27 protein-coding genes are annotated in these 25384 nt (G+C 27.7%); all 27 read right to left on the bottom strand.

What is annotated here, in order from left to right; translation table 11 throughout:
- Positions 1-4: 4 nt before the first annotated feature.
- On the bottom strand, positions 5-1801 hold the full coding sequence (gene dnaG / locus DES33_RS02705; RefSeq protein WP_110058004.1) for a DNA primase: 1797 nt from the start codon (positions 1799-1801) through the stop codon (positions 5-7).
- Positions 1802-1816: 15 nt separating this feature from the next.
- Entirely contained in the window at positions 1817-2827 is a 1011-nt protein-coding gene (locus DES33_RS02700) for a deoxyguanosinetriphosphate triphosphohydrolase (RefSeq protein ID WP_094224742.1), read from the bottom strand.
- A gap of 113 nt (positions 2828-2940) precedes the next feature.
- On the bottom strand, positions 2941-4968 hold the full coding sequence (locus DES33_RS02695) for a bifunctional 4-hydroxy-3-methylbut-2-enyl diphosphate reductase/30S ribosomal protein S1 (RefSeq protein ID WP_110058003.1): 2028 nt from the start codon (positions 4966-4968) through the stop codon (positions 2941-2943).
- Complete coding sequence (locus DES33_RS02690; RefSeq protein WP_094207187.1) at positions 4968-5537, bottom strand: lysophospholipid acyltransferase family protein; 570 nt, start codon at positions 5535-5537, stop codon at positions 4968-4970. Before DES33_RS02690 ends, DES33_RS02695 begins: the two co-directional genes overlap by 1 nt.
- A complete protein-coding gene (gene cmk, locus DES33_RS02685) occupies positions 5527-6396 on the bottom strand; it encodes a (d)CMP kinase (protein WP_110058002.1) in 870 nt (289 codons plus the stop codon). Before cmk ends, DES33_RS02690 begins: the two co-directional genes overlap by 11 nt.
- On the bottom strand, positions 6393-7595 hold the full coding sequence (locus DES33_RS02680; RefSeq protein WP_110058001.1) for a BaiN/RdsA family NAD(P)/FAD-dependent oxidoreductase: 1203 nt from the start codon (positions 7593-7595) through the stop codon (positions 6393-6395). Before DES33_RS02680 ends, cmk begins: the two co-directional genes overlap by 4 nt.
- Positions 7595-8134, bottom strand: a complete 540-nt coding sequence (mnmM, locus tag DES33_RS02675; RefSeq protein WP_110058000.1) for a tRNA 5-(aminomethyl)-2-thiouridylate-methyltransferase MnmM — start codon at positions 8132-8134, stop codon at positions 7595-7597. The genes DES33_RS02680 and mnmM overlap by 1 nt, the downstream gene beginning before the upstream one ends.
- The gene (locus DES33_RS02670) at positions 8124-8471 is read right to left on the bottom strand and encodes a hypothetical protein (protein ID WP_094207191.1); all 348 of its coding nucleotides are present in this window, start codon (positions 8469-8471) and stop codon (positions 8124-8126) included. The genes mnmM and DES33_RS02670 overlap by 11 nt, the downstream gene beginning before the upstream one ends.
- Entirely contained in the window at positions 8464-9174 is a 711-nt protein-coding gene (locus DES33_RS02665; protein WP_110057999.1) for a pseudouridine synthase, read from the bottom strand. Before DES33_RS02665 ends, DES33_RS02670 begins: the two co-directional genes overlap by 8 nt.
- The gene (scpB, locus tag DES33_RS02660) at positions 9161-9709 is read right to left on the bottom strand and encodes an SMC-Scp complex subunit ScpB (protein ID WP_110057998.1); all 549 of its coding nucleotides are present in this window, start codon (positions 9707-9709) and stop codon (positions 9161-9163) included. Before scpB ends, DES33_RS02665 begins: the two co-directional genes overlap by 14 nt.
- Positions 9710-9711: 2 nt before the next feature.
- Positions 9712-10419 (bottom strand): segregation and condensation protein A, encoded by a 708-nt coding sequence (locus DES33_RS02655; protein WP_094207193.1) that lies wholly within the window; start codon positions 10417-10419, stop codon positions 9712-9714.
- The gene (locus DES33_RS02650) at positions 10416-11024 is read right to left on the bottom strand and encodes a site-2 protease family protein (RefSeq protein ID WP_094207194.1); all 609 of its coding nucleotides are present in this window, start codon (positions 11022-11024) and stop codon (positions 10416-10418) included. The genes DES33_RS02655 and DES33_RS02650 overlap by 4 nt, the downstream gene beginning before the upstream one ends.
- The gene (locus DES33_RS02645; protein WP_110057997.1) at positions 11018-11554 is read right to left on the bottom strand and encodes an NUDIX hydrolase; all 537 of its coding nucleotides are present in this window, start codon (positions 11552-11554) and stop codon (positions 11018-11020) included. Before DES33_RS02645 ends, DES33_RS02650 begins: the two co-directional genes overlap by 7 nt.
- A 2-nt stretch (positions 11555-11556) precedes the next feature.
- Positions 11557-13254: a DNA repair protein RecN gene (gene recN, locus DES33_RS02640; protein ID WP_110057996.1), complete on the bottom strand. Its 1698-nt coding sequence runs from the start codon at positions 13252-13254 to the stop codon at positions 11557-11559.
- Between the two features lie 4 nt (positions 13255-13258).
- Entirely contained in the window at positions 13259-13711 is a 453-nt protein-coding gene (locus tag DES33_RS02635; protein WP_002836519.1) for an arginine repressor, read from the bottom strand.
- Between the two features lie 4 nt (positions 13712-13715).
- Complete coding sequence (locus DES33_RS02630; RefSeq protein ID WP_110057995.1) at positions 13716-14474, bottom strand: TlyA family RNA methyltransferase; 759 nt, start codon at positions 14472-14474, stop codon at positions 13716-13718.
- 1 nt (position 14475) lies between these two features.
- The gene (locus DES33_RS02625; protein WP_110057994.1) at positions 14476-15285 is read right to left on the bottom strand and encodes a polyprenyl synthetase family protein; all 810 of its coding nucleotides are present in this window, start codon (positions 15283-15285) and stop codon (positions 14476-14478) included.
- Positions 15278-15514, bottom strand: coding sequence for an exodeoxyribonuclease VII small subunit (gene xseB / locus DES33_RS02620; RefSeq protein ID WP_002836523.1), 237 nt, complete (start codon positions 15512-15514; stop codon positions 15278-15280). Before xseB ends, DES33_RS02625 begins: the two co-directional genes overlap by 8 nt.
- Positions 15507-16841: an exodeoxyribonuclease VII large subunit gene (gene xseA, locus DES33_RS02615; RefSeq protein ID WP_110057993.1), complete on the bottom strand. Its 1335-nt coding sequence runs from the start codon at positions 16839-16841 to the stop codon at positions 15507-15509. The genes xseB and xseA overlap by 8 nt, the downstream gene beginning before the upstream one ends.
- Complete coding sequence (gene nusB, locus DES33_RS02610) at positions 16828-17241, bottom strand: transcription antitermination factor NusB (RefSeq protein ID WP_094205749.1); 414 nt, start codon at positions 17239-17241, stop codon at positions 16828-16830. Before nusB ends, xseA begins: the two co-directional genes overlap by 14 nt.
- Positions 17242-17281: 40 nt before the next feature.
- Positions 17282-17614, bottom strand: a complete 333-nt coding sequence (locus tag DES33_RS02605; protein ID WP_002836527.1) for an Asp23/Gls24 family envelope stress response protein — start codon at positions 17612-17614, stop codon at positions 17282-17284.
- 50 nt (positions 17615-17664) lie between these two features.
- On the bottom strand, positions 17665-18819 hold the full coding sequence (gene ftsY, locus DES33_RS02600; RefSeq protein WP_110057992.1) for a signal recognition particle-docking protein FtsY: 1155 nt from the start codon (positions 18817-18819) through the stop codon (positions 17665-17667).
- Positions 18813-22316 (bottom strand): chromosome segregation protein SMC, encoded by a 3504-nt coding sequence (smc, locus tag DES33_RS02595; protein WP_110057991.1) that lies wholly within the window; start codon positions 22314-22316, stop codon positions 18813-18815. The genes ftsY and smc overlap by 7 nt, the downstream gene beginning before the upstream one ends.
- A 2-nt stretch (positions 22317-22318) precedes the next feature.
- The gene (locus tag DES33_RS02590) at positions 22319-23383 is read right to left on the bottom strand and encodes an elongator complex protein 3 (protein ID WP_110057990.1); all 1065 of its coding nucleotides are present in this window, start codon (positions 23381-23383) and stop codon (positions 22319-22321) included.
- Positions 23376-24092, bottom strand: a complete 717-nt coding sequence (rnc, locus tag DES33_RS02585; RefSeq protein ID WP_002836533.1) for a ribonuclease III — start codon at positions 24090-24092, stop codon at positions 23376-23378. The genes DES33_RS02590 and rnc overlap by 8 nt, the downstream gene beginning before the upstream one ends.
- A gap of 2 nt (positions 24093-24094) precedes the next feature.
- Entirely contained in the window at positions 24095-24331 is a 237-nt protein-coding gene (locus DES33_RS02580; protein ID WP_094208667.1) for an acyl carrier protein, read from the bottom strand.
- Entirely contained in the window at positions 24324-25295 is a 972-nt protein-coding gene (gene plsX / locus DES33_RS02575) for a phosphate acyltransferase PlsX (RefSeq protein ID WP_110057989.1), read from the bottom strand. The genes DES33_RS02580 and plsX overlap by 8 nt, the downstream gene beginning before the upstream one ends.
- Positions 25296-25384: the final 89 nt, after the last annotated feature.

Genomic DNA, 25384 nt, shown 5'->3' with positions numbered 1-25384 from the left:
CTGACTATTTGTACTCTTTAATTTGTCTATTAATTTCTAAGATTTTATTCAAAATTTCATTATATTCTTTATTAATCTTTTCATTAAATTCTACTGATTGCATTAGATCTAACTGAGATTTAATATTCTCCTTTTCCTGGGTCATTAGGTATTTTTTGATTTCCAATACAACCCTTCCGATGTTATTAATATTAATTGAATCTCTAGATTTTTGATATAAATAATCGATAGTACGATCCATTTGAATATCATTTTTAAAATAATCTCTAGCCGATTTTTCATCAATTTGATTTTCATTATTTTTAGAATAGTAAAAATCCACAAACTCCATAAAGTTATTATAAGAACTGATCTTAGTTTTGAATTTTGAGAATTCTTCTTTCAAATCATAGTATACATCTTTATGAAAACAAGCAATTGTCATTATTTCAGCTGCAGTTATTTTCTCCTGATTGTTAATACTATCTTTTTCTGTAATTTTTTTATCATCAGTTCTCTCATTATGAAAAGTGATGTTAGGCTTAACTTCATTCAATTTACTAGAGACATCTTTTTTTAAACTTAAATATTCTATATTTAAATCATCAGAAAATCTCTTAATATATTCATCCCTAATGACTTCTCTATCTAATTTTGATAATAAAGTTGTCAAATCATCTATAAGTTGTATTTTTTCTTTTACATCATTAATATCGTATTTTTGAAGTATTTTCTTGTATTCATAAATAACACTATCCATTGCGTTATCTATTAACCTATTAAAACTTTCATTTCCGTATTGTTTAATATAATCATCAGGATCCATATTATCAGGTATGACAATAATGTTAGGACTAATATCCTGCTCTTTAAATATTTCTATAGCACGTGATGTTGCGTTTTGACCTGCTGAGTCACCATCATAACATATATAAATATTTTTACAATATCTTTTGATTAATTTTGCTTGATCATGTGTTAGAGAAGTACCCAATGAAGCAATAGCATAGTCAAATCCATAATTTGTCAATGAGATAACATCCATATATCCTTCTACCAATATGATTTTCCCAACTTTAGTAGAATTTTTTAAATTAGAAACTCCATAAACATTCTTGCTTTTATCGTAAGCTAGGCTCTGAGGAGAATTCATATATTTTGCCCTTGAATCCGCAAGAGCTCTACCACCAAAACCAATAACATTGCCTCTTATATCTATAATAGGAAACATCAACCTATTTCGAAATTTATCATAAACATTCCCTTTTTCGTCCTGATTTATGAGGCCGACTTCTATTATATCATCTTTTTGATACCCTTTTTGTAGTAAATGACGATAAAGACTGTTTTTCCCATCAGCGTAACCTATTATAAACTTATTAATCAAATTATTATTAAGATTTCTTTTTTTTATATAATCCTTCGGTATGTCATTTATCAATAGATTTTTGTAATAAAATAATTTGGCTTCATTATTAATTTCAAATAATTTTTTGCGATGTTCGTATTTTTCTTTATTTACTTCATTTGTTTCGACTAAAATACCTAACTTATCTGCCAAAAATTTAATAGCTTCAGGATATGACATGCCCTCTTTTTGCATTATAAAGGATATAACATCGCCACCAACACCACAACCAAAACAATGAAAAATGCCTTTTGATGGCGATACACTAAAAGACGGCGTCTTCTCATTATGAAATGGACATAGTCCAACATAATTTGAACCAGCCCTTTTCAATTCAACATAATCTCCAATTACAGAAACTATGTCTGCAACACTTTTTATCTCATCTATTTTATCTTGTGGTATAAATCCCATCTTATCATCCTATCTTTATATGCTCCAAGAATCTGGTATGAAAATTTCTTTAAAAGTTCTTTTTGCAAATGAATCAGTCATACCAGCGATATAATCTGTAACTATATCATCTTTGGTTTTATTTTGTAACTCAATATTATTGTAAATATCTGTGTGTGATTTTGGTAATCTACTAATATCTTCTAAATAGTAACTATATAGATTAGTTAGTACATATTCTACTTTTTTATCATCTTTTCTTACTATGTCGTTAAAATATACGTTCTCAAACATAAATGATCGCAAATCTTCCATTAGTCTATAAGTTTTATCAGACATTTCAATGTGATTTTTATCGAAACTATTTTCAACTAAATCATTTACTAAGAAATTAATTCTTTTTGAACCTCTATCTCCTAGTTCTTCTGTAATTTCTATAGGTAAATCACTATGTTTTATAATATTTGATCTAATAGAATCATCAATATCGTGATTAATGTAGGCAATTCTATCTGAATATTTAATAATTTGCCCTTCTAAGGTATTTGCCTTGTTGCTACCTGAATGATTCACTATTCCATCTAATGTTTGTTTCGTTAGATTAAGACCTATTCTAGAACTTGAATGTTCTATATATTGGACAACATTAATGGATTGTTTATAATGTTTGAATCCTTTTGGATTAAGTTTATCTAATATCTTTTCACCTACATGCCCAAAAGGTGTATGTCCCAAATCATGTCCCAAGCCTATTGCTTCTACTAAATCTTCGTTTAAACGTAAACACCTTGCAATAGTTCTAGCTATTTGGGTAACCTCTAATGTGTGCGTTAACCTTGTTCTGTAATGGTCTTTTTCAGGATTTAAGTACACTTGTGTTTTATGTTTAAGTCTTCTAAAAGATTTTGAGTGAATAATTCTATCTCTGTCAATTTGAAACGGATTTCTTAAATTATCATTTGGTTCGGATTGAATTCTCGCAGCTTCATTTGATTTTGTAGCAAATTCACTATAATAATTTTCATATAATTTAAAATCTACATTCATATTAAATCACACCCTAATCTATATTTTTTATATACCCCAAAACACGGTGTATAATTCATAAATACATTAAAAAAAGCCAAACACCTGTTTGGCTTTTGGATATAAAGTAGATTTTAGTTATCTTCTTCGATTTCTTTTAATTTTAAATCTAATAATGCACCTAAATCACTGTTAATCAAAGTTTCTTCACTTGATTCTGGTTTAGTTTCTACTTTTTTAGGTTTAACTTTTTTAGGTCTTGGCTTTCTTTCTGGTTTTTCAGGTTTTGGTAATAAAGCTTTCATACTTAAAGCTATTCTTTTCTTTTCAGGATTGATTTCTAAGATTTTAACTTTAACTGTATCACCAATATTTAATTCATCTGATGGTTTATCAACGTGTTCATTTGAAATTTCAGAAACGTGAACTAAGCCTTCAATTCCTTCAGCTAATTTAATAAAAGCACCAAAGTCAACTAAGTTTACAACTTCTCCTTCAATAACATCCCCTTCGTGATTGTTTTCAACGAAAGCGTCAAATGGTTTTTGTTGTAATTGTTTCAAGCCAAGTGAGATTCTATTCTTTTCTCTGTTAGCTTTAAGAACTAAAGTTTCGATTTCATCTCCAACTTTTAAAACATCTTCTGGGGATTCAATTCTATTCCAAGAAATATCTGAAATATGAAGTAAACCATCTACTCCACCTAAATCGATAAATGCACCAAAGTCTGTTAATCTTTGTACCTTACCAGTTATTGTTTCACCAACAGTTATGTTTTCCCAAGCCTTATCTTCAATTTCTTTTTGTTCTGCTTCTACAACAGCTCTGTGAGATAAAACTAAACGTCTCTTCTTTTCATCTATATTCAAAACTTTACATACCAAAGTTTCTCCTACATATTTAGATAAATCTTTTACAAAGTGAGTAGTTACTTGAGAACCTGGTATAAAAGCTCTTACATTATCAATTGTAGCTATTAAGCCGCCTTTTACTACTTGTGTTACTTTTGCTTCTACAGTTGAATCATTATCAAAACTAGAAACTAAATTCTTCCAGTTTTTAATTCCTTCAACTCTTTTTGTAGAAAGTACAACATTTCCTTCTCCGTCATCTAGCTTAATAACGTAAACTTCGATTTCGTCGCCTTGTTTGTACAAATCCTTAGGTAATTTACCTTCTTCTGTTGATAATTCGTCTAATTTAATAATACCATCAGCCTTATAGCCAATATTAACCATGACTTCATCATCTGTTACATAAATAACTTCACCCTTTACGATTTCTTTTGGGTAAATCTTATTCATGCTTTCTTCTACTTGTTCCATAAAATCCTTGCTGTAATTATCCATTAAATTTACAACCTCCTCAATAATCCAAGCCGGTGTGGACGCACCAGCTGTAATACCTAATAATTTAGATTCAATAATACTATCATCGATACAAATATCCTTGTATGTTTCAATTCTTAAAACTTTTTTGCAATTTTGTTTTGCAATATCATACAATTTATTTGTGTTAGAACTATTCAAGCCACCAATCACAATCATACAATCGACATTCTTAGAAAGCTCTAAACAAGCCATTTGTCGGCTTTTTGTAGCCCCACAAATAGTATTATCTATCACAACGTTAGTATTACCTCTTACTATTATATCAGAAATTTCCAAAAATTTCCTCTTTAAATTAGTAGTTTGTGAAATTACATATAATTTTTCACCTTTTATTTTTTTTGCCTCATCAATTGAGTTAACAACTTCAACATTATTTTCGACTTGTCCTTTCATCGCTATAATTTCCGGATGATTTGGATCTCCAATAATAATAATTTTGTAACCTTCTTCGTGTTTTTTATTTATTTTTTCATAAATTTTTAATAGTGATGGGCAAGTTAAATCTACTAATTTGTATCCATTATTTTTTATTTCTTCTTTTAATTTTAATGTTGCACCGTGAGATCTAATAAAAATCGTAGAGCCTTTCTCAGCTTGAGTATAATCGTCTATCTGTTTTATACCCAAAGCTTCTAATCTTTTACATTCTTGTTCGTTATGGATAAGCTGACCCAAAGTATACTTTAATTTTGATGGGTCATTTTCAATTATCTCTATTGCTCTTTTAACTCCATAACAAAATCCCGCATTTTGTTGTACTATTATATTCATCAATTCACCTTGTAAATATTTTCGTATATAGCTCTAGTTATTGCTTTATTTCTTATATCTTTTGAAACATCATCAAAACTTGATATAGCTATTTTATCTCTTACAAACACTTCTACTTTTGATCTGAACTTATAATTAGAATTTATGAATACTGGGATAACATCTGCTCCTGCTCTTGACGCAATCATAGCAACTCCTGTTTTCATATTTTCTTCACTAACTGTTTTTACTCTTGTTCCTTCTGGAAATATTCCCAAAACTTCATTGTTTTTTACAAGCTTGATAGCGTCTTTTATCGTTTTAATATTTACATTATCTCTATCAACCGGAAAAGCTCCAAACTTGTTTAGTAAAAAACCTAGAAATTTATTATCAAATAATTCTTTTTTTGCCATAAATCGTATGGGTCTCTCAAAAATTATCGCTAATAAAATTGGATCCCATAAATTTATGTGATTTGCACAAATAATTAAAGGAGTTTCAGGAAGTTTCGTATTTCCATGAACAACTAATTTGTATCTTATTTTAAATACTATTTTCAATAAAAATCTTGCAAATCTATAAAACATTTCTACCTCTAATTATCTCTATTATTTTTTCAACAACTTCATCAATATTCATATCATCAGAATTTATATAAACAGCATCTTCGGCTCGTTTCAAAGGAGCATATTTTCTATTTTTATCCTGTTCATCTCTTAATTTTATGTCTTTTAGAATCGTTTCATAAGATGAATCGTCTTTTTGTTCGTTAAATCTTCTTTTGGCTCTAACTTCGGGTGATGCATCCAAATAAAACTTGTAATCAGCGTTCTTTAGTATGTTAGTACCAGCATCTCTTCCATCAATAATAATCGCTTTGTTGCTCGCAATCTGTCTTTGAATTTCAACTAATCTTTCTCTTACAGAATAATATGTTGAAACTTTTGATGCTGTCATAGATACATCATTAGTTCTTATTTTATCTCGCAAGAATTCGCCATCAACTTTAATCTTAGATGATTCAAATGTTATGTCCAAATTGTTCAATACATGCATGACCGCTTCTTCGTCTTCCAAATTTATATTTTTCTTCAAACAAAAATAAGCAAGAGAACGATACATTGATCCCGTATCCAAATACTCAATGTTTAATATATTTGAGATTAATTTACAAACTGTTGATTTGCCAGATCCACTTGGTCCATCAACAGTAACAGAATATACGTCATTATTAATCAATTCAATATAAACATTATCATCGTCATTTTTTCTGAGCATTCTTGATGAGATCAAAATATTTTTATTTGTTTTAATTAATCTATCGTCGAAAATTTCTTTCATAACTCTAGGCGTCGATATCAATAATATGTCAAAATTTTTGTCTTTGATATATTCATTAATATCATCATAAAGTTTTGATTCGTTTTCGTATTTGATTTTTTTCATATATTTATCCCCGCTAAATAACCCGTTGAAAAAGCAAATTGTAAGTTAAATCCTCCTGTAAAACCATCAACATCAATTACTTCTCCACAAAAATACAAGTCTTTTACAATTTTAGATTCCATCGTGCTCGGATCAATCTCATTAACATCGACTCCTCCCACACTAATTATTGCGTAATCAAGCTTTTCATTTGATACATAAGTAAAATCAAAACTTTTCAAAATTCTTCTTAAATTATCACGTTCATATTTTGTTATTTCATTTACTTTTTTATTTGGATATATACTTGCAGATTTTAAAATTGGCAGTATTAATTTTTTTATCGTTATTTTACTTATGGCATTTTCAATGGTTTTGTTTTGATTTTCGCTGAAATCTCTTAAAATCCTATCATCAAGTTTTTGATCTGTCAATCCTGGTTTCAAATCTATCGATATTTTAATGTCACCATTTTTGTTGCACAATATACTTGATAAAGTAAGTACTAAGGGACCCGAAATTCCTTTTCTTGTAAAAATCATTTCACCTATATCATTGAATATCAATTTATTATTCAAATAACATTTTAATCCGACGTTTTTAAGACTAACACCTTCTAATTCTTCTACATTTTCTTTTAAAATAATTGCACTTAAACCAGGCTTCATTTCATGAATAGTATGACCTAGCTTAGTTATTTGATTGTAAAGTGATCCATCTGAGCCTGTATTTGGATATGATTTGCCACCACAAGCTATGATAACTTTATCAAATGCATATTCATCACTACTTGTAGTCAGATAAAATTTGTTCGATTTATAGATTTTATTCACCTTTTCATTTAAGTGTAAGTTTACATTCTTATCTTTCAAAATTTTTTCAAATACTTTTATCACATCTGATGATTTATCACTCTTTGGAAAAACTCTATTTCCACGTTCTACTTTTGTTTTAAGACCATTTGAATTAAAAAAATTTATGACTTGTTCGTTAGTAAAGTCATAAAATGGGCTGTAACAAAAATATTTATTTGTATTAATATTTTCGATCAAATCTTGTATTTCACAAGAATTGGTAATATTGCATCTTCCTTTTCCGGTAATGAACAATTTCTTACCTATTTTTTCATTATGATCAAAAATATGAATTTCATATTCATCTTTAATGAAGCTTGCAGCCATTAATCCTGCTGCACCTGCTCCTATTATCGCTACATTCATTATTTAATCCTTTCAATTAAGCATACAAAAGGTGGATTGTTTATTTGATTTATAAAATCGTATCTAATAACATTGAATTCTTTTTGGTTTAATTTATGAAGATATGGGATTATGTTTATACTTTCTTCAAGTCCTGGCTTGTGCCCAGGATAGAAAGTAATAACAACTTGACCTTCTGTGCTTAGCACTTTCAAAAGTTTATCTAAAGTTTTAATTACAGTATCATAATCAGTAGTTATTTTTTTATCTCCACCTGGAAGGTATCCCAAATTAAACACCACAAAATCAATTTTCTGATTAATATATTTGTCAAAATTTAGATGAGAATCGTTAATAACTTTCAAGTTCTCAAATTTTCTAGAATTATCTATACAATCTTTTTGGATATCAAACCCATAAACTTCAATGGTTTCGTTTATGGATAACATTTTGTATGAATCGTTTCCGTTTCCAAATGTCATATCTAAACAAATTTTTGAAGTTGGAATTTTATCTTTCATCAATGATTCAACTAATGTTTTAGTATTGTTATAAATCATTACAGCTTCCCCTAAAAAGTAGATTAAAGTCTATTTTGCCTTGATTTTCAAAAAATGATTTTACTAAACCATTATTATCATAAAACTCTTCAATACCAAAATCTCTCAAATTCATCCCTATACTTTTTAGAAAAAATAACTTGTTAGAATTCTCCTCTTGTAATTGAAAATCTGCTATATTTGCTCTTTTATCTTCTGTCCTAATCAGAGAATACCCTTTTGGTTTTAAGTCGTCAATATATATAAAGCAAAAATCCCCTACAATATCTTCTATTTTTAAGTTAAAATTTTTTAAAATTTCTTCGTCTTTGTTATTTGCAAGTCTAACTTCAATCATATTTACCTCTTATTAAGTCCAAATCTTTTCTCTTTAACAGTACGTATTCTCCGCTTTTTAAATTATCGTCCATCTTGTAATTACCAATCTGAACCCTTTTCAAATCTAAAACCGGATGATTTATATAATCAAACATTCTTCTAATTTGTCTGTTCCTACCCTCATAAATAGTTACCATGTATTTTGTATTGTCTTTTACATTGGCAATAAATTCTATATTTGATTTTTTTAATTTATAACCATCTAATATTATTCCATTTTTTAATTCTTGTATTTTGTTTTTGGTTGTTTTACCTTTAACTAAAACCTCGTAAACTTTTTTATGCTCAAATTTAGGATGAGTTAATTCATAAGTTAAATCACCATCATTCGTTAATATTAATAATCCATGAGAATCCTTATCCAAACGACCAACTGGATAAACCCTTGTATTAGATTTAATTAAATCAACAACTTTTTTATTAGCGAATTTATCCTTAACTGTTGAAGTATATCCAACAGGTTTATTGATAGCAATATAAACTTTTTCTTCTTTTTTTCTAATTTTCTTACCTTCAACTTCAACAATGTCACCATCATTTACTTGATACGATAAATCTAAAAGTATTGTCCCGTTGACACAAACTTTTGAGTTTTTGATTAGTTCATCAGCCTTTCTTCTAGAACAATATCCACTTTGCGCGATTAACTTATTTATTCTCATTTTCTTTTTCCTTAATAAGTTTTTCTATTTCGTTTAATTTAGGAAGATCTTCCAAAGAATTAATATTAAAATAATACAAGAACTCATCTGTAGTTCCGTATAATATAGGTTTTCCGATTTTATCGAGTCTTCCGACTTCTTTTATTATATTTTTTTTAGTTAAAGTGTCAATTGATGAACTAGATTTTACTCCCCTTATTTCATCAATTTCAATTCTTGTTATTGGTTGTCTGTAAGCTATAATCGATAAAACTTCCATGGTGGTATTAGTTAATCTTGTATTTTTATTTTTCACAAAAATTTCTTTTAAAAATTCGTAGTATTCTTTTTTCGTTTGAATTTGGTAGCTATCGTTGATGCATCTGATTTCCAGAGAAGTGTTTCTATATTCGTATTCTTTAATTAAATCATCGAGCATATTTCTAGTTTCTTTTTTGCCAAGGTTTATAGCTTCAGATATTGAAGAAATATCTAATGGTTCACCCCATAAGAAAAGTAAAGATTCAATTTTATTTCGAATAATTTTATCTTCCATAATTACCTCATTAATATTTCCGTATTACCCTCATTTTTTACAACTTTTAGTATGTTTGATTTTAATAATTCTAGTAAAGCTAAAAAAACAGATATAACTTCATTTCTATTGGTCTTTTTGGATAAAAAATATGAAAAACTATATTTGTTATTTTTTTCTACCTTCCACAATATATCTTCAATACAATCTTCAATCTTATATTCTTCTGCTTCTATAATTTCTGTTTCTTCAATGACAATTCTATTATCTACCTTATTTAATATTTCTAACAAAGTTTCAGATAATAAATTAATGTCAGGAACAATCAAATTTTCTTTTTCAGATTGATAAACCGATAAATCCTCTTGAATTTTTCTAAAATGTTTCGATGAGATGTTTTCTAATTCAATCAATTGTTTAGAGATTTCTTTAAATTTTTTATATTCTATTAATCGTTGTTTAATTAAATCTTCATCTATCTGATCATCTTCATCAAAATCATTTTTGGGTAATAATTTTTTTGATTTTATATATAACAAAGTAGAAGCTAAGTAAATGAAATCAGTCAAATCTTTAGTAGAATGATTTTTCAAATTCTCAACTTCTTCAATGAATTTATTTGTAATTTTTGCTAAATCAACATTTTCTATATCAATTTTTTCTTTTTCAACCAAATTTAATAAAAGATCCATTGGACCGTTGAATTCTTCAGTTTCAATAATTAAACTCATAGTGCAATTGCTAACCTTAAAAACTTATCAATTATAAATGATGTTATAGGCGTTAAAACTTTACCCAACACACCTGAAAATATTAATATAAGCAATATAAAATAAGTGTATTTTTCATATTTTGCCATAAAATCTAAAAATTTTCCTGGGAAAAAAGCAGTTATAACCTTAGAACCATCTAAAGGTGGAACGGGTATTAAGTTAAATACAGCAAAATACACATTGTATACAATAAATAAACTCAAAATTTCTGATACTACAGGATTTACATGAGAAAATTTAACATATAAAAACGAAAATATAAGTCCTAAAATTAAATTTACTGTAACTCCTGCAATTGAAACCAAGAACATCCCTAAATGTCTGTTCCTAAAATTGTATGAGTTAATTGGAACTGGCTTTGCCCAACCAAACTTGAATAAAATCAAACTAATTGCACCTAATGGATCAATGTGATCAATAGGATTGAAGCTTAATCTACCCATGCTTTTAGCCGTATTATCACCCATCCAGTAAGCAACATAACCATGAGCAAGTTCATGGAGAACAATAGTTGGAAGTAATACAAGTATAATTATAATATAATGATTTATCGTTTCTAGCATTTACTCACATTCCTTAAAAAATATAGAATTCCCATAATTGTCTTCCCGTCAACAATAGCTCCGTCCTCTATCATTTGTATTAATTTTTCTTGTTCGATGAGTTCTATATTTAAAAATTCGTCATCATCTGCTTCTAGTTCGTCTCTGAATAATTCTTCAGCCAAAAAGAAACTTACTTTTTCATCACTAAAACCTGGAGAAGAATATGCATCGAACAGATAAGTTAAATTTTTGCAATTATAACCTATTTCTTCTCTCATTTCTCTTATCGCTGCATCTTTTGGTGTTTCGTTGTGTTCAATTAATCCTGCTGGTAATTCCATTAGTTGTTGGTCAATAGCTTTTCTATATTGACTAACGAAAAATAATTTATTATCTTTTACTGCGATTATGCACACAGCGTTTGCGTGCTCTACAATTTCTCTTTTGGAGTATTTTCTATTTGGAAGTTCAACCGTATCTAACCTAAGGTTTAAAATTCTTCCTTCATATATCATTTCACTCTTTATAGTTTTTTCTTCATAATCCATAATTATCTCCTATCATTTTTTAATTCATTTGCTTGATTGATCATTAATTTTGCTTGTTCAATTGTCGTTTCTGTGATGTTTATTCCACCGATCAATCTAGAAATTTCATTTACCTTTTCTTCAGGAGTTAATACTTTTAAAATTGATTTTGTTTCGTTATTACAATCAATCTTTTCAATTAAAATGTGATTATCGCTCAATGAAGCTATTTGAGGTAAATGACTTATTGAAATCACTTGCTTATCTTTTGATAAATCAATAAGTTTTTCACCTACTACCAATGCCGTCCTACCACTAATTCCAGTATCAATTTCGTCAAAAATAAGAGTATTGATATCTTCAAAATCTGATATAACTGACTTAAATCCAAGCATAATACGTGAAATTTCTCCACCAGATGCAATAGATGCCATTGGTTTTAAATCTTGTCCTAGATTTGTTTTAATTAGAAAATCCAATGAATCATAACCTTTTTCATTGAAATCAGAAAGCTTTTCAAATTTGACCTGAAAATCAGCATGTTTCATATTCAAATCTTTTAGATTTTGAACAATCAATTTTTCTAATTTAGAAACAATTTCTTTTCTAATTTTATGAAGTCTATCTGATAGTTCAAGCCCTTTTTTCTTGTCTGAATCAATTAAGTCCTTGAATTTTCTTTTATTTTCTGTAATTTCATTCAGTTCTTTAAGTCTACGTTCCAAATCTTTTCTAAATGAAATTATATCATCAATAGATTTCCCGTATTTTCTCTTTAAATTTGTAATTATTGCTATTTTATTTTCTAAATCATTTAATTTAAACTCATCTTGATAAATGCTTGATGAATACGAACTAATCCTTGAAAACAAGTCGTCCATCTCATAATAAATCTTATCCAAATCTTGCTTAAAAGAATTCACTTCATTATCAAACTCACAGATTGAGTCCATTTTGCTTAAAACAATATTAAACATAGTGTTTATATCTTGTTCATTGTAGTTTTCATCTGAATACATGTTTAATATTTCACCGATATTATTTTTAATCAAATTAACATTAGATAGTTTATTATACTCGTTTTCAAGTTCTTCTTCATCTACATTATCAAGATCTATTTGTGATATTTCATCAATTTGATAATTAATAATATCAAGTTGTCTATCTTTTTCTTCATTTGTAATATTAAAACTCTTGTATGCTTTTTTGTATTCTGCAATATTATTGAGAACTCCGCTTAGCTCAGTTTTGATTTTAAAAGTTTCTTCCTTATCAAAGGAATCAATTAAATCTAAATAAAAATCCTTGTTCAATAGTGATTGAGTTCCATTTTGCCCATGAATATCAACAAATTTACTCATTAATTCATTTAATGTATTAAGCGTGATTGATCTATTATTTAATTTATTTATACTTTTTAAATTAGTGTCTACAATTCTTGAGATTATTATTACTCCATCTTCGACATTGTATCCCATATCTTCTAAAAATTTAATTTTAGAATTATCAGCTATTGTAAATGTCGCTTCAACAATAGTTTTTTTTGAAGAATCTCTGATAAAACTTTTGTTAAATCTTTGTCCTAGAAGAAGTTCAAAAGCTTCTATCAAAATTGATTTTCCTGAACCAGTTTCCCCAGTTATGATATTAAGTCCATCTGTAAAATCGACATTGATTTTGTCAATTATCGCAAAATTTTCTATATAAAGAGAATTTAACATTTTTTTACCTGATGATTGATTTGATTTCTGAAACTAATTTTTCCAATCCAGATTTATCTTCAACAGTTATATAAATAGTATCGTTACCTGTTAAAATTCCTGCTATATTGTCTAATTTAGCGTTGGTAATTGCCATACCACATACTGTTGCAGTGTGAGATATTGTTTTAATAATTACCATATCTTCATTATGCTTGATAGTCAACACAGCAGATCTGAAAATCTTATCTAATCTTTCGTTTAATGAATCGTGTACAGTGTCAATTATTGCATAATGATATTCGCCTTCTCTAGTTTGAACTTTTGATATTCTTAATTCTTTTATATCTCTAGAAATAGTAGCTTGTGTAGCTCTAACTCCATGAGCTTCTAAATAGTCAGAAAGTTCTTCCTGAGTTCTTATTTCATTTTCTTCTATTAAGTCTAGAATTAATCTTTGCCTTGTGTATTTTTTCATATTTCTACCTCAATTTATTAAATGCTGTCTCCACAACATCCTTGAATTTTATATTTTTATTATCTAAAGTCGTAATATGGATTAAATACTCTATATTTCCACTCTTACCTTTTATTGGACTATGTGTCATCTCAGAAATATACAATCCTTCATTATTTAGATAATTATTAATATCATTTATTATAGATAAATGTTCCTTTTTATTATTAATTATATGATTTTTTGATTTTAATTCAAACTGCGGCTTTATCAAAAATATCATTTCGCCATTATTTTTTAGCATTTTAACGGCATTTGGAATAATCATTTTCAATGATATAAAAGATACATCGCATACTATCAAATCAAATTTCGGATACTCATCTACATTAATATTTCGAAAATTTGTATTTTCGAATAATTTAACCCTGCTATCCTGTCTAAGTTCATCAACCATTTGATTATCACCAACATCAATAGAATAGACTTCCTTTGCATTGTTTTTTAATAAAACCTGAGTAAATCCACCAGTAGATGAGCCTATATCTAAGCACAAATTATGCTTACCTATGTTAAATACCTCAAAAGCTTTTAAAAGCTTTAAAGCACCTCTCCCAACGTATTCAGTATGTTCTTTTACTTCAACTTCATCAGAATTTATCTCAAGTGATGGTTTCTTTACTAGATTACCTTTATAATAAACCAATTCATTCTCAATCAAAGATTTTGCCTTTGTTCTAGAAGACGCAAATTTGTTTTCGCACAAATACAAGTCGATTCTCATATTAATATTTCCTGTCCAATAATTTATTTGTAATCTCAATTAAAGGTCGTGAATTATCAATATCTTTAATGCATTCTATAGCTCTTTGAGAATACTTATTTGCATCATCAATGCCTTTATCTTTTCCAAAAATAGTGACATAAGTTTTTTTGTTAATTTTTAAATCATTCTCATAATCCATAATGTCATCAATTATTTGAAATGCCATTCCTAGATTAAAAGCATAATCTTCTAGCTTAAATAATGTATTATCGTCAACTTTACTTAAAATTCCAGCAGATACAGTAGCCGCTTTAAGTAAATTACATGTTTTTTTATCGTAAATTTCAATAATATTTTTTTCAGAAATCTCACTGTCAATATCCAAAAGTTGACCTTTTATCATCCCAAAACATCCTGATTTTTTTACGATATAATTTGCACATTTTGCGTCAATATCGTTTTTAATTGATTCAGATAACACTTCAAAAGAATAATTTAAAAGTGCATCTCCAACTAAAACCGCAATATCTTCCCCGTATTTTTTATGCACTGTTAATTTTCCTCTTCTATAGTCGTCATTATCCATGCATTCCAAATCATCATGTACCAATGAATAATTGTGAATTAATTCTATTGAAATAGCATAACTGATAAATTCATTAATAGATTCATTAAACATTTGATAAGTTAGTAAAAATAAAAGCGGTCTTAATCTTTTTGCATCGTCATCAACAAGAGTATATCTCATAGCTTCGCCAATTTTATCATCAGAAAATTTTAAAGCTTTAATTGAAGTGTTTATTAAATTTATGATTTCCTGACTATTCATTATCATCACTTAAAAGCATATTTATTTGAAAATCTTCCTCTTTGTTATCTTTAATCAAAGTCATTTTACCTTCTTGTTCTTTTAAAATAGAACTTAATCTCTTGTGAAGCTTCATACCTTCTTCGTATAATTTTATATTTTCTTCAAGACTCAGCTCTCTGTCTTCCAACTTTTCAACGATGTCACTTAGTCTTTTTAATCCTTCATCGTATTCTCTATATTCATTCATTGAATTTCTCCTTATTTTGAACAGTTGTATCAAGTTTACCATCTTTCATAATTAAGACAATTTTTTCGTTCTCCATAACATCATTAATAGAAGAAATACTCTTATCATTCTTTAATACTTTTGCATATCCCTTCTCTAAAATTGTACTTGGATTCAAATGCAATAAGTTATTTTTATATGAGTCTAAAATCAATTCTTTGTAATTAATATTTGAGATCAAATTTTTAATCATTGTTATTCGAATTTTATTTAGTTTTTCGATTTCTAAAGATAATAGCTTATCAGGTTTCAACAAGTTTAATTTATGATAAATATTTAATTCTTCATTGTACTTATCTTCCAAATTTTTCTTATAAGCTTTTTTTAAGCTATCCTTCAAAAGTTGAAGATTATCCATGTGCTCTTTAATAATGTTTTTGGGACCTAAAAATTCCAACTGCTTACCATAATACTCTAATTCTTGATTTTCATCTTCAAATCTTCTTATCAAAATTCTATTAATTTTAGCGTAGCTTTCTTGTAAAAAATATTTTAATTCATTAAAATCAGCAGTGGCTAGTTCAGCAGCTGCTGTTGGAGTAGATGCCCTCAAATCCGCTACAAAATCAGAAAGCATAAAGTCATTTTCATGACCAACAGCACTTATGATAGGGGTTTTTGAATTATAAATAGTTTTTAAAAGATTTTCATCATTAAATGAATTTAAATCCTCAAAACTACCACCGCCTCTTCCTACTATAAGAGTATCTAGATTTTGCTCATCCATATATTTAATGCCTTGTATAATAGATTCTGACGATTGTTCTCCTTGAACAACACAATGATATATCAAAATATCGCAAATAGGATATCTTCTCTTTATTGTTCTGCAAATATCATTCACGGCCGCTCCAGTAGAAGATGTGATCACGCCAATAGCTTTAGGATATTTAGTTATGCATTTTTTTGTTGATTCCGAAAAAAAGCCTTCTCGTTCAAGCTTTTCTTTTAACTCTAAATACTTTTGAAAAAGGTCTCCAGTGCCTGATTTCTTACATTCTTTTACAAGAAGTTGATAAGTGCTTGATCCTTGATATGTTGTTATACTTCCTCTTAGTTGAACTTTGTCTCCATCTTTTAAGTTAATAGTTTTTGCAAGAGACATTGTTTTAAAAATCATACAAGAAATCAATGCTTTTTCATCTTTTAATCTAAAATAAACATGTCCTGAAATATTTTTATTAAAATTTGAAATCTCACCTTCTATCCACACATTGGATAAAATTGGATCTTTCTTCAAAGTATTTTGAATATAATCAGAAATCTCTTTAACACTATAAACTTGCATTTTCTTTTCTCTTTAATACAGAGCCTAATATGCCGTTGATAAAACTGTATGATTTTTCTGTAGAATATTCTTTCGCTAATTCAACGGCTTCATTAATTGCAACACTATCTGGAGTGCTTTCCACGTATAGAATTTCGCAAACACCAACTTGTAAAATCGATAAATCTAGTTTATTAATTCTGTCCAAGTTCCATTGTTTTGTGTTATTTTCTATAATATTTACTATGTCATCAATATGTTCAATAAAATTTAATACAATTTCTTTGAAAAATACTATATCATTTTTATTAATATTCTGATATTTACAAAATTCTTCAATTCTATTTTTATCATAATCTCCATTCATATTCATTTCATAGATTAATTGCATTGCGCTTTTTCTAGATTGTCTTCTTGACATATTTCCTCCAAGAAAATAACCCTCTGATAAGAGGGTTACATTAAATACTTATTTTCTCACAAACAACATCTACATTTATGACAACTAACCCAGTCATCATGCCGATATTTTCTTTTATTTTCTTTTGCACCTTATAGCATACATCCTTGATGTTATAATCAGAATCTACTTCAATATGGGCTCTTACATTTACAGCATTGTCAAGAATTTCAATGATTACTGATTTTTGAGCTCCTTTTTGTATATTTACTTTTTCTGATTGTGGTGTCATAATAGCTTTTACACCTTCAACTTCCATGCAAGCTTCTGCTGCAATAAGTGAAATTATGTCATTAGAGATCTTAACAGATCCGTTATTAAATTTATTATCCATGTTATTCCTCCACACACAAATTTTATCAAAAAATGAAAAAAAATTCAATTTTAATTTATTATTGCTTCTATAAATTTTTCTGGTTCAAACTTAACCAAATCATTAACCTGTTCGCCAATTCCAATGAATTTTACTGGAATTCCCAATTCCATTTCAAGTGGAAATATCATTCCACCTTTAGCTGTACCATCTAGTTTTGTAATTATAGCACCTGTTAAATCAGTTGCATTCATAAATTCTTTTGCTTGAATAATAGCATTTTGTCCAGTTGTGCCATCTACAATTAGTAAAATTTCTTTTTTAGCTTCTGGATATTCTTTTTCAATAACTCTCTTTATTTTATTCAATTCATTCATTAAATTCTTCTTATTATGAAGCCTTCCAGCTGTATCGCAAATTAATATATCTGCATCTCTACTTTTCATAGCACTAACTCCATCAAAAACAACACTAGCTGGGTCAGAACCTTCTTTGTGACTAATAATGTCAACTTTAGATCTATTTGCCCATTCAGTAAGCTGCTCTATAGCCGCTGCTCTAAAAGTATCGGCAGCAACCATCAAAACTTTTTTCCCATCTTTTTTGAATTTCATGGCTAATTTACCAATCGTAGTAGTTTTTCCTACACCATTTACACCGACTACTAAAATAATAGTTTTATCATCTACATTTAAATTATTGTCGATCTTATCATTAATTATATTTTCTTTTAAAATATCAGCCAAAACATTTTTTATTTCACTTGGATCTTGAATGTTATTAAGTTTTACTTTATCTCTCAATTGAGCAACAATCTTTAATGTTGTTTCAACACCAATGTCAGCGGAAATCAAAGTTTCTTCAATTTCTTCGAATAATTCTTCATCAACCGTTCTATAATTGGCTAAAACTTGATCAATCTTATTAGAAATATTGTCACGAGTTTTAAGTAATGAATTCTTTAATTTTTCAAAAAATCCTTCCTTATTTTCTTCTTTATCTTCGATAATTTCTTCAGATTGTTCTTGGTATTTTTCGTTATCAGTTTCAGACTTTTCATTTTTTTCTTCACCGACTTTTTCAGCATCATTAACTTCTTCGCTTATTTCTATATTTTCATTGGATTGACTAATTTCTAATTCTTCTTGTTGTAAATCTTCTTCTGTATTTTTTGTTTCTTCGTCATCTTTTTTAGACTTAAACTTATCAAAGAACTTATTTAGCATATCTCTCTCCTATCTACATCTAATTTAATCATTTTAGATATTCCATCTTTTTCCATACTTATTCCATATAATATGTTAGCTATCTCCATTGTACTTTTTCTATGTGTAATAATAATGAATTGAGTTTTTTCTTTAAATTTAATTAAATATTCTTTGTATCTCTTAATATTTATTTCATCTAAAGCAGCATCTATTTCGTCTAATATACAAAAAGAAGATGGTCTTGTCTCAAAAATCGCAAAAAGCAACGCTACCGCTGTCAACGATCTTTCTCCACCGGACAACAAGTTTAGACTTTGAAGTTTTTTCCCAGGTGGTTGAGCAGTTATTTCAATTCCAGAACTTAGAACATCATCTTCGGTCAATTTAAGACTTGCATATCCTCCATTAAAAAGTTGTTTAAAAATCGCAATAAATTTTGTATTTATTTCTTCAAATTTTTTGGTGAATACTTCTTTCATTTCTCTATTAAGCTTATTAATAGCACTCATGATATCTTCCCTGGATTCAATTAAATCATTTTTATTTTTAGTCATAAAATCAAATTCTTTTTTAACTGATTCATATTCTTGAATACTATCTACAGAAAAAGAACCTATATTTCTTAAATCATTGATAATTTTATTGATTTCTTTCTGACTAATTTTAATATCAGAATTAGATTCTATTGTGTCTATATTAATATCATATAGCTCATTAATATCAATTTTTATATTATTTAACTTCTCTGTTGTATTTAAAGCCTTTTCAATTAATGAGTTATTGCTAATTTCTATTTTTTGAACACTAGCATTTGAATCATATATTGATTGCTCAATCTTTGTTAACTCTGATTTAAATTCATTCATATTGGACTTCATATTTAAAATTTCATTATTTAGTCCAGAAATAATATCATCATAATCAATAGTTTTAGATTTTATATCATTTTTATGGCTTTTGTATTTAGAAATATTTTTATGAATTTCATCAATTTTAACTGAATTAACTTTAAAGTTATCTTCTAAATATTCTTTTCTAATTTTTGCATCATTTAACTGATTATTAAATATATTTAAATCCCTTTGTACAGAAGAGTATTCAGATTTTAAACTAATCATATTCATTTTTTCCGAATTATATTGTTCTTGTAATTTTTCAATTTCAACACTTAATTCTTTTAAAAGACTTTCTAATTCTACAATTTGATTTTTTAAATCAGTTTCTTGTAAATCATTTGCATCACTTTGTATAGTATTTGAATTCAACTTATTATCAAAATCACTAATATTAGATTTCAAATATTTAATTTCAAACTGTTTGTCCTTGATGTTGCTATTACAAGCATACCTTTCAGTTCTTAATTTTACAATCTTATCTTCAATAATTTCTAAATCGGATTTGTTTTGATTTACAATATCAATATTTTCTTCGTATATTTTTTTCAAATCGTTGTATTCATTAACACAGTCTTTATACAAATTTTCAACAGAATTTAAACTATTTTTCGTTGATAGTATTGAGTAATTGGAAGGCTTTTTATATCCACCTACCATTGAACCCCAACTATTAATGATATCACCATCTAATGTAACTATTCTATAGTTTTTGTATTTCGAACTTACGATAATAGCATCTTCCATATCTTTAGTTACAAGTGTTTTCTGTGCAAAATAATCTACAATATCCCTAAATTTTTCATCAGATTTTATAAATTCATTTAAATGTCCAAGTACCAATTCATCTTTTACATAATTATAATTTCTAGATTTTATTTTATTTAATGGTAAAAAAGTAAGTCTTCCTATCTTATATGACTTCAAAAAATTAATTAATTCCTTACCATCATTTTCATTCCTGACAATTATATTTTGAAACGCTGATGACATTATTGCATCAACAGATTTCTCATACTGCTTTTCTACACTGATTAAATCCCCAAGTGTCCCTATTACTTTATCTTGTAAACTAGGATTTAACTTTTTAAAAAAGTTTTGAACTGTAAAGTTGTATCCTTCATGATTATCTATAGTATTTTTCAAAAACATATATTTGTTTTTGTTAGTTATAGATTCTTCTTTTAATCTCGATAATTTTTCCTTTAAATCAAGTAAAGACTTTTTTTTATCTTTAATAATTCTAGAAATTTGTTCTTTATCTTTGTTCAAATTACCTAAACTTATGTCATAATCACTGATTATTGCTTCGAAATTTTGTAATGATTTTACTAGTTGAGTTAATTTGAATTCAGATTCTTCTTTTTGCTTTTTTACTTCTGATATTTCTTTCAATCTTTCTTGTTCAATAGCATCACGTGAAGATTTTTCTATAATATGTTGTGTATAAATTGACTGTAATTCATTTAATTTTTCTGAGTTCTTATCGCTCAATTCTTTTTTAATGTTAAGTTCATCTTCAGAATCATCAATATTCAATTTTTCTAAATTTGAATTTATTTCTTCAAGCTTTTTCTCAGAGTTCTTTATTGTATTTTGTAAATTATCAATTTTTGATGTTAAATTTTTAATTTCTGACGAATAATTCTCGTTTTCTTTTGTTAATCTCTCTAATTCAGTGTTGCTATTTTTAAGTCTTTCATCATTCAATTGAATATCTGATTCGTTTTTTATTTTTTGACTCTTAATATCAGCTAAATTAGAGATTTTCAATTCTGTATCGATATCTATTTTATTGATGCTTTTTAATAAATCATTTCTTTTATTTTCAAATCTTACAAGTTTTGATTTTAAGTCTATCAAGGTTTTATCATTATTTTCTTTTTTCTCAATGACATCACTTAGTGTAATAGAAAGTTTTTCGATATCCAATAAAGCTTTTTGGATTTCCATTTCCTTTAGTTTTTCTTCCAGAACAATTCCTTGTTTAGCCTTTTTACTTTCTTTTTCTAAATATTTTAATCTATCAACTTGTGAAATCAATATATCTTCAATTCTTAGTAAATTTTCATTAGTTTGTTCAAGTTTCTTAACACTTTGTTCTTTGATGTATTTTTGTTTGGAAATTCCAGATGCTTCTTCAAATAATTCTCTTCTATCTTCACTTTTTGATGACAGAATTTCATCTATTTTACCTTGACCTATTACAGAATATCCTTCTTTTCCGATTCCAGTATTTAAAAACAATTCCTTGACATCTTTTAGGCGAACTTGGTTCTTATTGATGTAATACTCACTTTCACCAGTACGGAAAACTCTTCTTGTTACTGTAATTTCTTGATAATCAATGTCTTTCCATAAGTCATTTTCGAATGTTATGGAAACTTGTGCAAAGTTAACAGGTTTTTCTTTCTGAGTTCCAGCAAAAATAACATCTTGCATTTTATTCCCACGGAGATTTTTAGCTGATTGTTCACCTAAAACCCATAAAATAGCATCAGAAATATTTGACTTTCCGCTACCATTTGGCCCAACAATTGCTGTTATGGGATTATCAAAATTCAATTTTATTTTATCTTTAAAGGACTTAAAACCTTGTATTTCAACTGATTTTAATCCCACAGCTACACCTCTTTTTCAATGTTTTTAAAAATATTTTCTAAATTAATATCAATTTTATTGATATGATCTAACACTAAGAAGTTATTATTAGAATTAGAATATTTTATTGTTTTTAATCCATATTTTTCTTTAAAATATTTTTTGTTTTCCCCATTATAGCCGACAAAATTATTCAAAATATTTGGTTTGGCATGTATTTCTAGTGTTTCAAGATTATCATTTTTCAAAACATAATCTACCACTTTTCTATACAAATTATCTTCTACCAATTGTCTATAATTTGGATGAATTGCCCCTGCAACTACATCTTCGCCTTGTTTTATATTTTCTGTATTTAATAGACCTAATCTAATAACTGGAATGCTAGCGTTTATAAATTTCAAATATATTTTGGTACAATTTTCGACCGAATCGTGCAAATTTTCCGGACTATATTTATTAATTTTGGTAAAAGTTTCAAGCATAGTATTCTTTATAACTAAAGTTGGATATATCCTGACAAAATCAGGTTGTAACTTGATTAATTCATCTGCAGTATATAAGTCCATCTCTAGGGTTGATTTGTATAAGCCTGTCATCATTTGGAGCCCTAAACTAAATCCCATAGATTTTATCAGCTCAGAAGATGTTTTAACACACTGACTATCGTGACATCTTAAATTTGAATCTAATACACTATCTACCATTGATTGAACACCTAACTCAATAGTTTCTACGTTAAATTCCTTAAGAATATTTAAAATGTGTTTATCAATATAATCAGGTCTTGTAGAAAGTCTAATTGATCGAACTTTACCGTCTTCAATGAATTCATTTGCTATTTTTAAATAGTCTATCATAGCTGTTTCTTCAATTCCTGTAAAAGATCCACCATAAAAAGCTATCTGAATATCTTCTTGACTTTTATTAGGAAAATTTGCAAGTTGATTTCTTATTTCATTTCTTATTTCATCTGTTTGAACAACTTCGATATAATTTGTAATTTTGCGTTGATTACAGAAAATACAATCATTTGGACATCCTAAATGAGGAATGAACAATGATACAATGTAATTTTTCTTACTCATTTATTACCCTTAATTTAATCAAGGCGTTTCTAGCAGCATCTTGTTCTGCATGTTTTTTTGAAGATCCAAATCCAGATCCTATAACCAAGTTACCTTCATAAACATCAACATAGAATTTCTTGTCGTGATCTGGACCTTCTTCTTTAACAATCTTGTACTTTAATTTATCTCTTGAATTTTTTTGATTATTTTCCTGTAACATAGTCTTATAGTCAATAAAACTAGACTTTGTTTCTATTTCAGCTATGAATAGACTTTTAAACTTATTTTCTACAATTTTAAAAGCCGATTCATAACCAGAATCCAAATATATTGCACCAAAAACTGCTTCGAAAGTGTCAGCAAGTACACTAGGTTTTTCGCTGCCACCTGAAATAAATTCACCATGACCCATCATTAAATATTTTCCTAATTCTAAATACTTGGCCATATTTGAGAAAGATTTTTCACATACCATTTGACTTCTAATCTTTGTCATAGCACCTTCTTTTAACGAAGATTTACTATTATACAAGAAGTCACTAACAATTAGATCCAAGACTGAATCTCCTAAAAATTCCAATCTTTCGTTTGAAATATCTTTATATGATTTGTTTTCATTTCCGTATGAGCTATGAAAAAAAGCCAGGTTTAACAGATTAATATCTGTAAACCTGTAATCTAATTTTTCTTCTAGTTCATGTAGTTTTTCAATTCTAGCTTTGTCCACAACTATTTCCCTTGTGCCCTTTCAATTTCATTAACTACATCTTCTACATTTTTCAATGCTGATAGCTTTTCGTCATCAAGTTCTATATCAAATTCTTCTTCTACATCCATTACAATTTCCAATAATCGTACTGAATCTGCTTTAAGATCTTCTACAAATCTTGTTTTTTCGTCTATATCGTCTCTATTAAATTCATTTTTTAAGCCTTCAACAACTTTTTCATAAATTTCTTTATTCATTTACTAACTCCTTTTTTAATTTATCAGTAACATCTTCTTCAATGAATTTTACCAGCGTTAAAATTCCAGACATAATAGCGTCTCTATTAGATGACCCATGAGCTTTAAACACTGGCTTCTTCGTTCCTAGAAATGGTGCAGATCCAACACTGTTATAATCAATACCTGTACTCATTGATTTAATCATAGGAATAATAGCTTGTTGAGATTTTTCATCAAGCTTAGATAATTTTGACTTAGCTAAAGTTTTAATAAACTCAACGGAACCTTCAATTGTTTTCAGAAGAATATTTCCTGAAAAACCATCAGTTACCACGACATCAAAATCACCTTTCAAAACATCTCTTGATTCAACATTACCTTTAAAATAAGGATATTTTGATAAATTCTTGTATGTTTCTAATCTTAATGAATCTCCCTTATGTTCTTCGACTCCAATATTTAATAGACCTACTTTGCAATCCTCTTTTCCTAAAATATTTTTGGAATATACATATCCCATTTTTGCAAATTGTTCTAATAACTCAGAAGTGACATCAACATTAGCGCCAACATCTAACAATACCACATCACCTTTTAAGCTATGTATTGTAACCATTAAACAAGGTCTAGATACATTATCAAGCCTTTTTGTTATAAGTGTAGCTCCTGTCAATAAGGCGCCAGTTGAGCCTGTTGATAAGAAACCATCGTAATCCTCGTTTAATAAATCAAAACATTTTCTCATACTGGAATCTTTTTTCGATCTTATCGCTTTCGTTGGTGATTCATTATTTTCAATGGTTTCTGTAGCATTTACAAAATCTATTTTGTCTTCAAATCTTTTATTTACAATACTTCTATTTTCTTCTTCATTTCCTACTATTGTCAAGTTAAAATCTTTTTGTTCAAGAGCCATTATAGCTCCTTCTATTAATTCTGATGCTCCTTTATCGGAACCCAAAGTATCTAATAAAATTTTCATACTTCACCTCTAGTATATTCTATCACAATATTGTATGTTATAACATAAAACAAATAAAAAAGCCGCTTAATAATAATTAAACGGCTCTC

Source organism: Finegoldia magna (assembly GCF_003182075.1).
Classification (GTDB): Bacteria; Bacillota; Clostridia; order Tissierellales; family Peptoniphilaceae; genus Finegoldia; species Finegoldia magna.
Note: the sequence above shows the minus strand (reverse complement) of the source record. Positions and strands in the feature narration are given on the sequence as shown.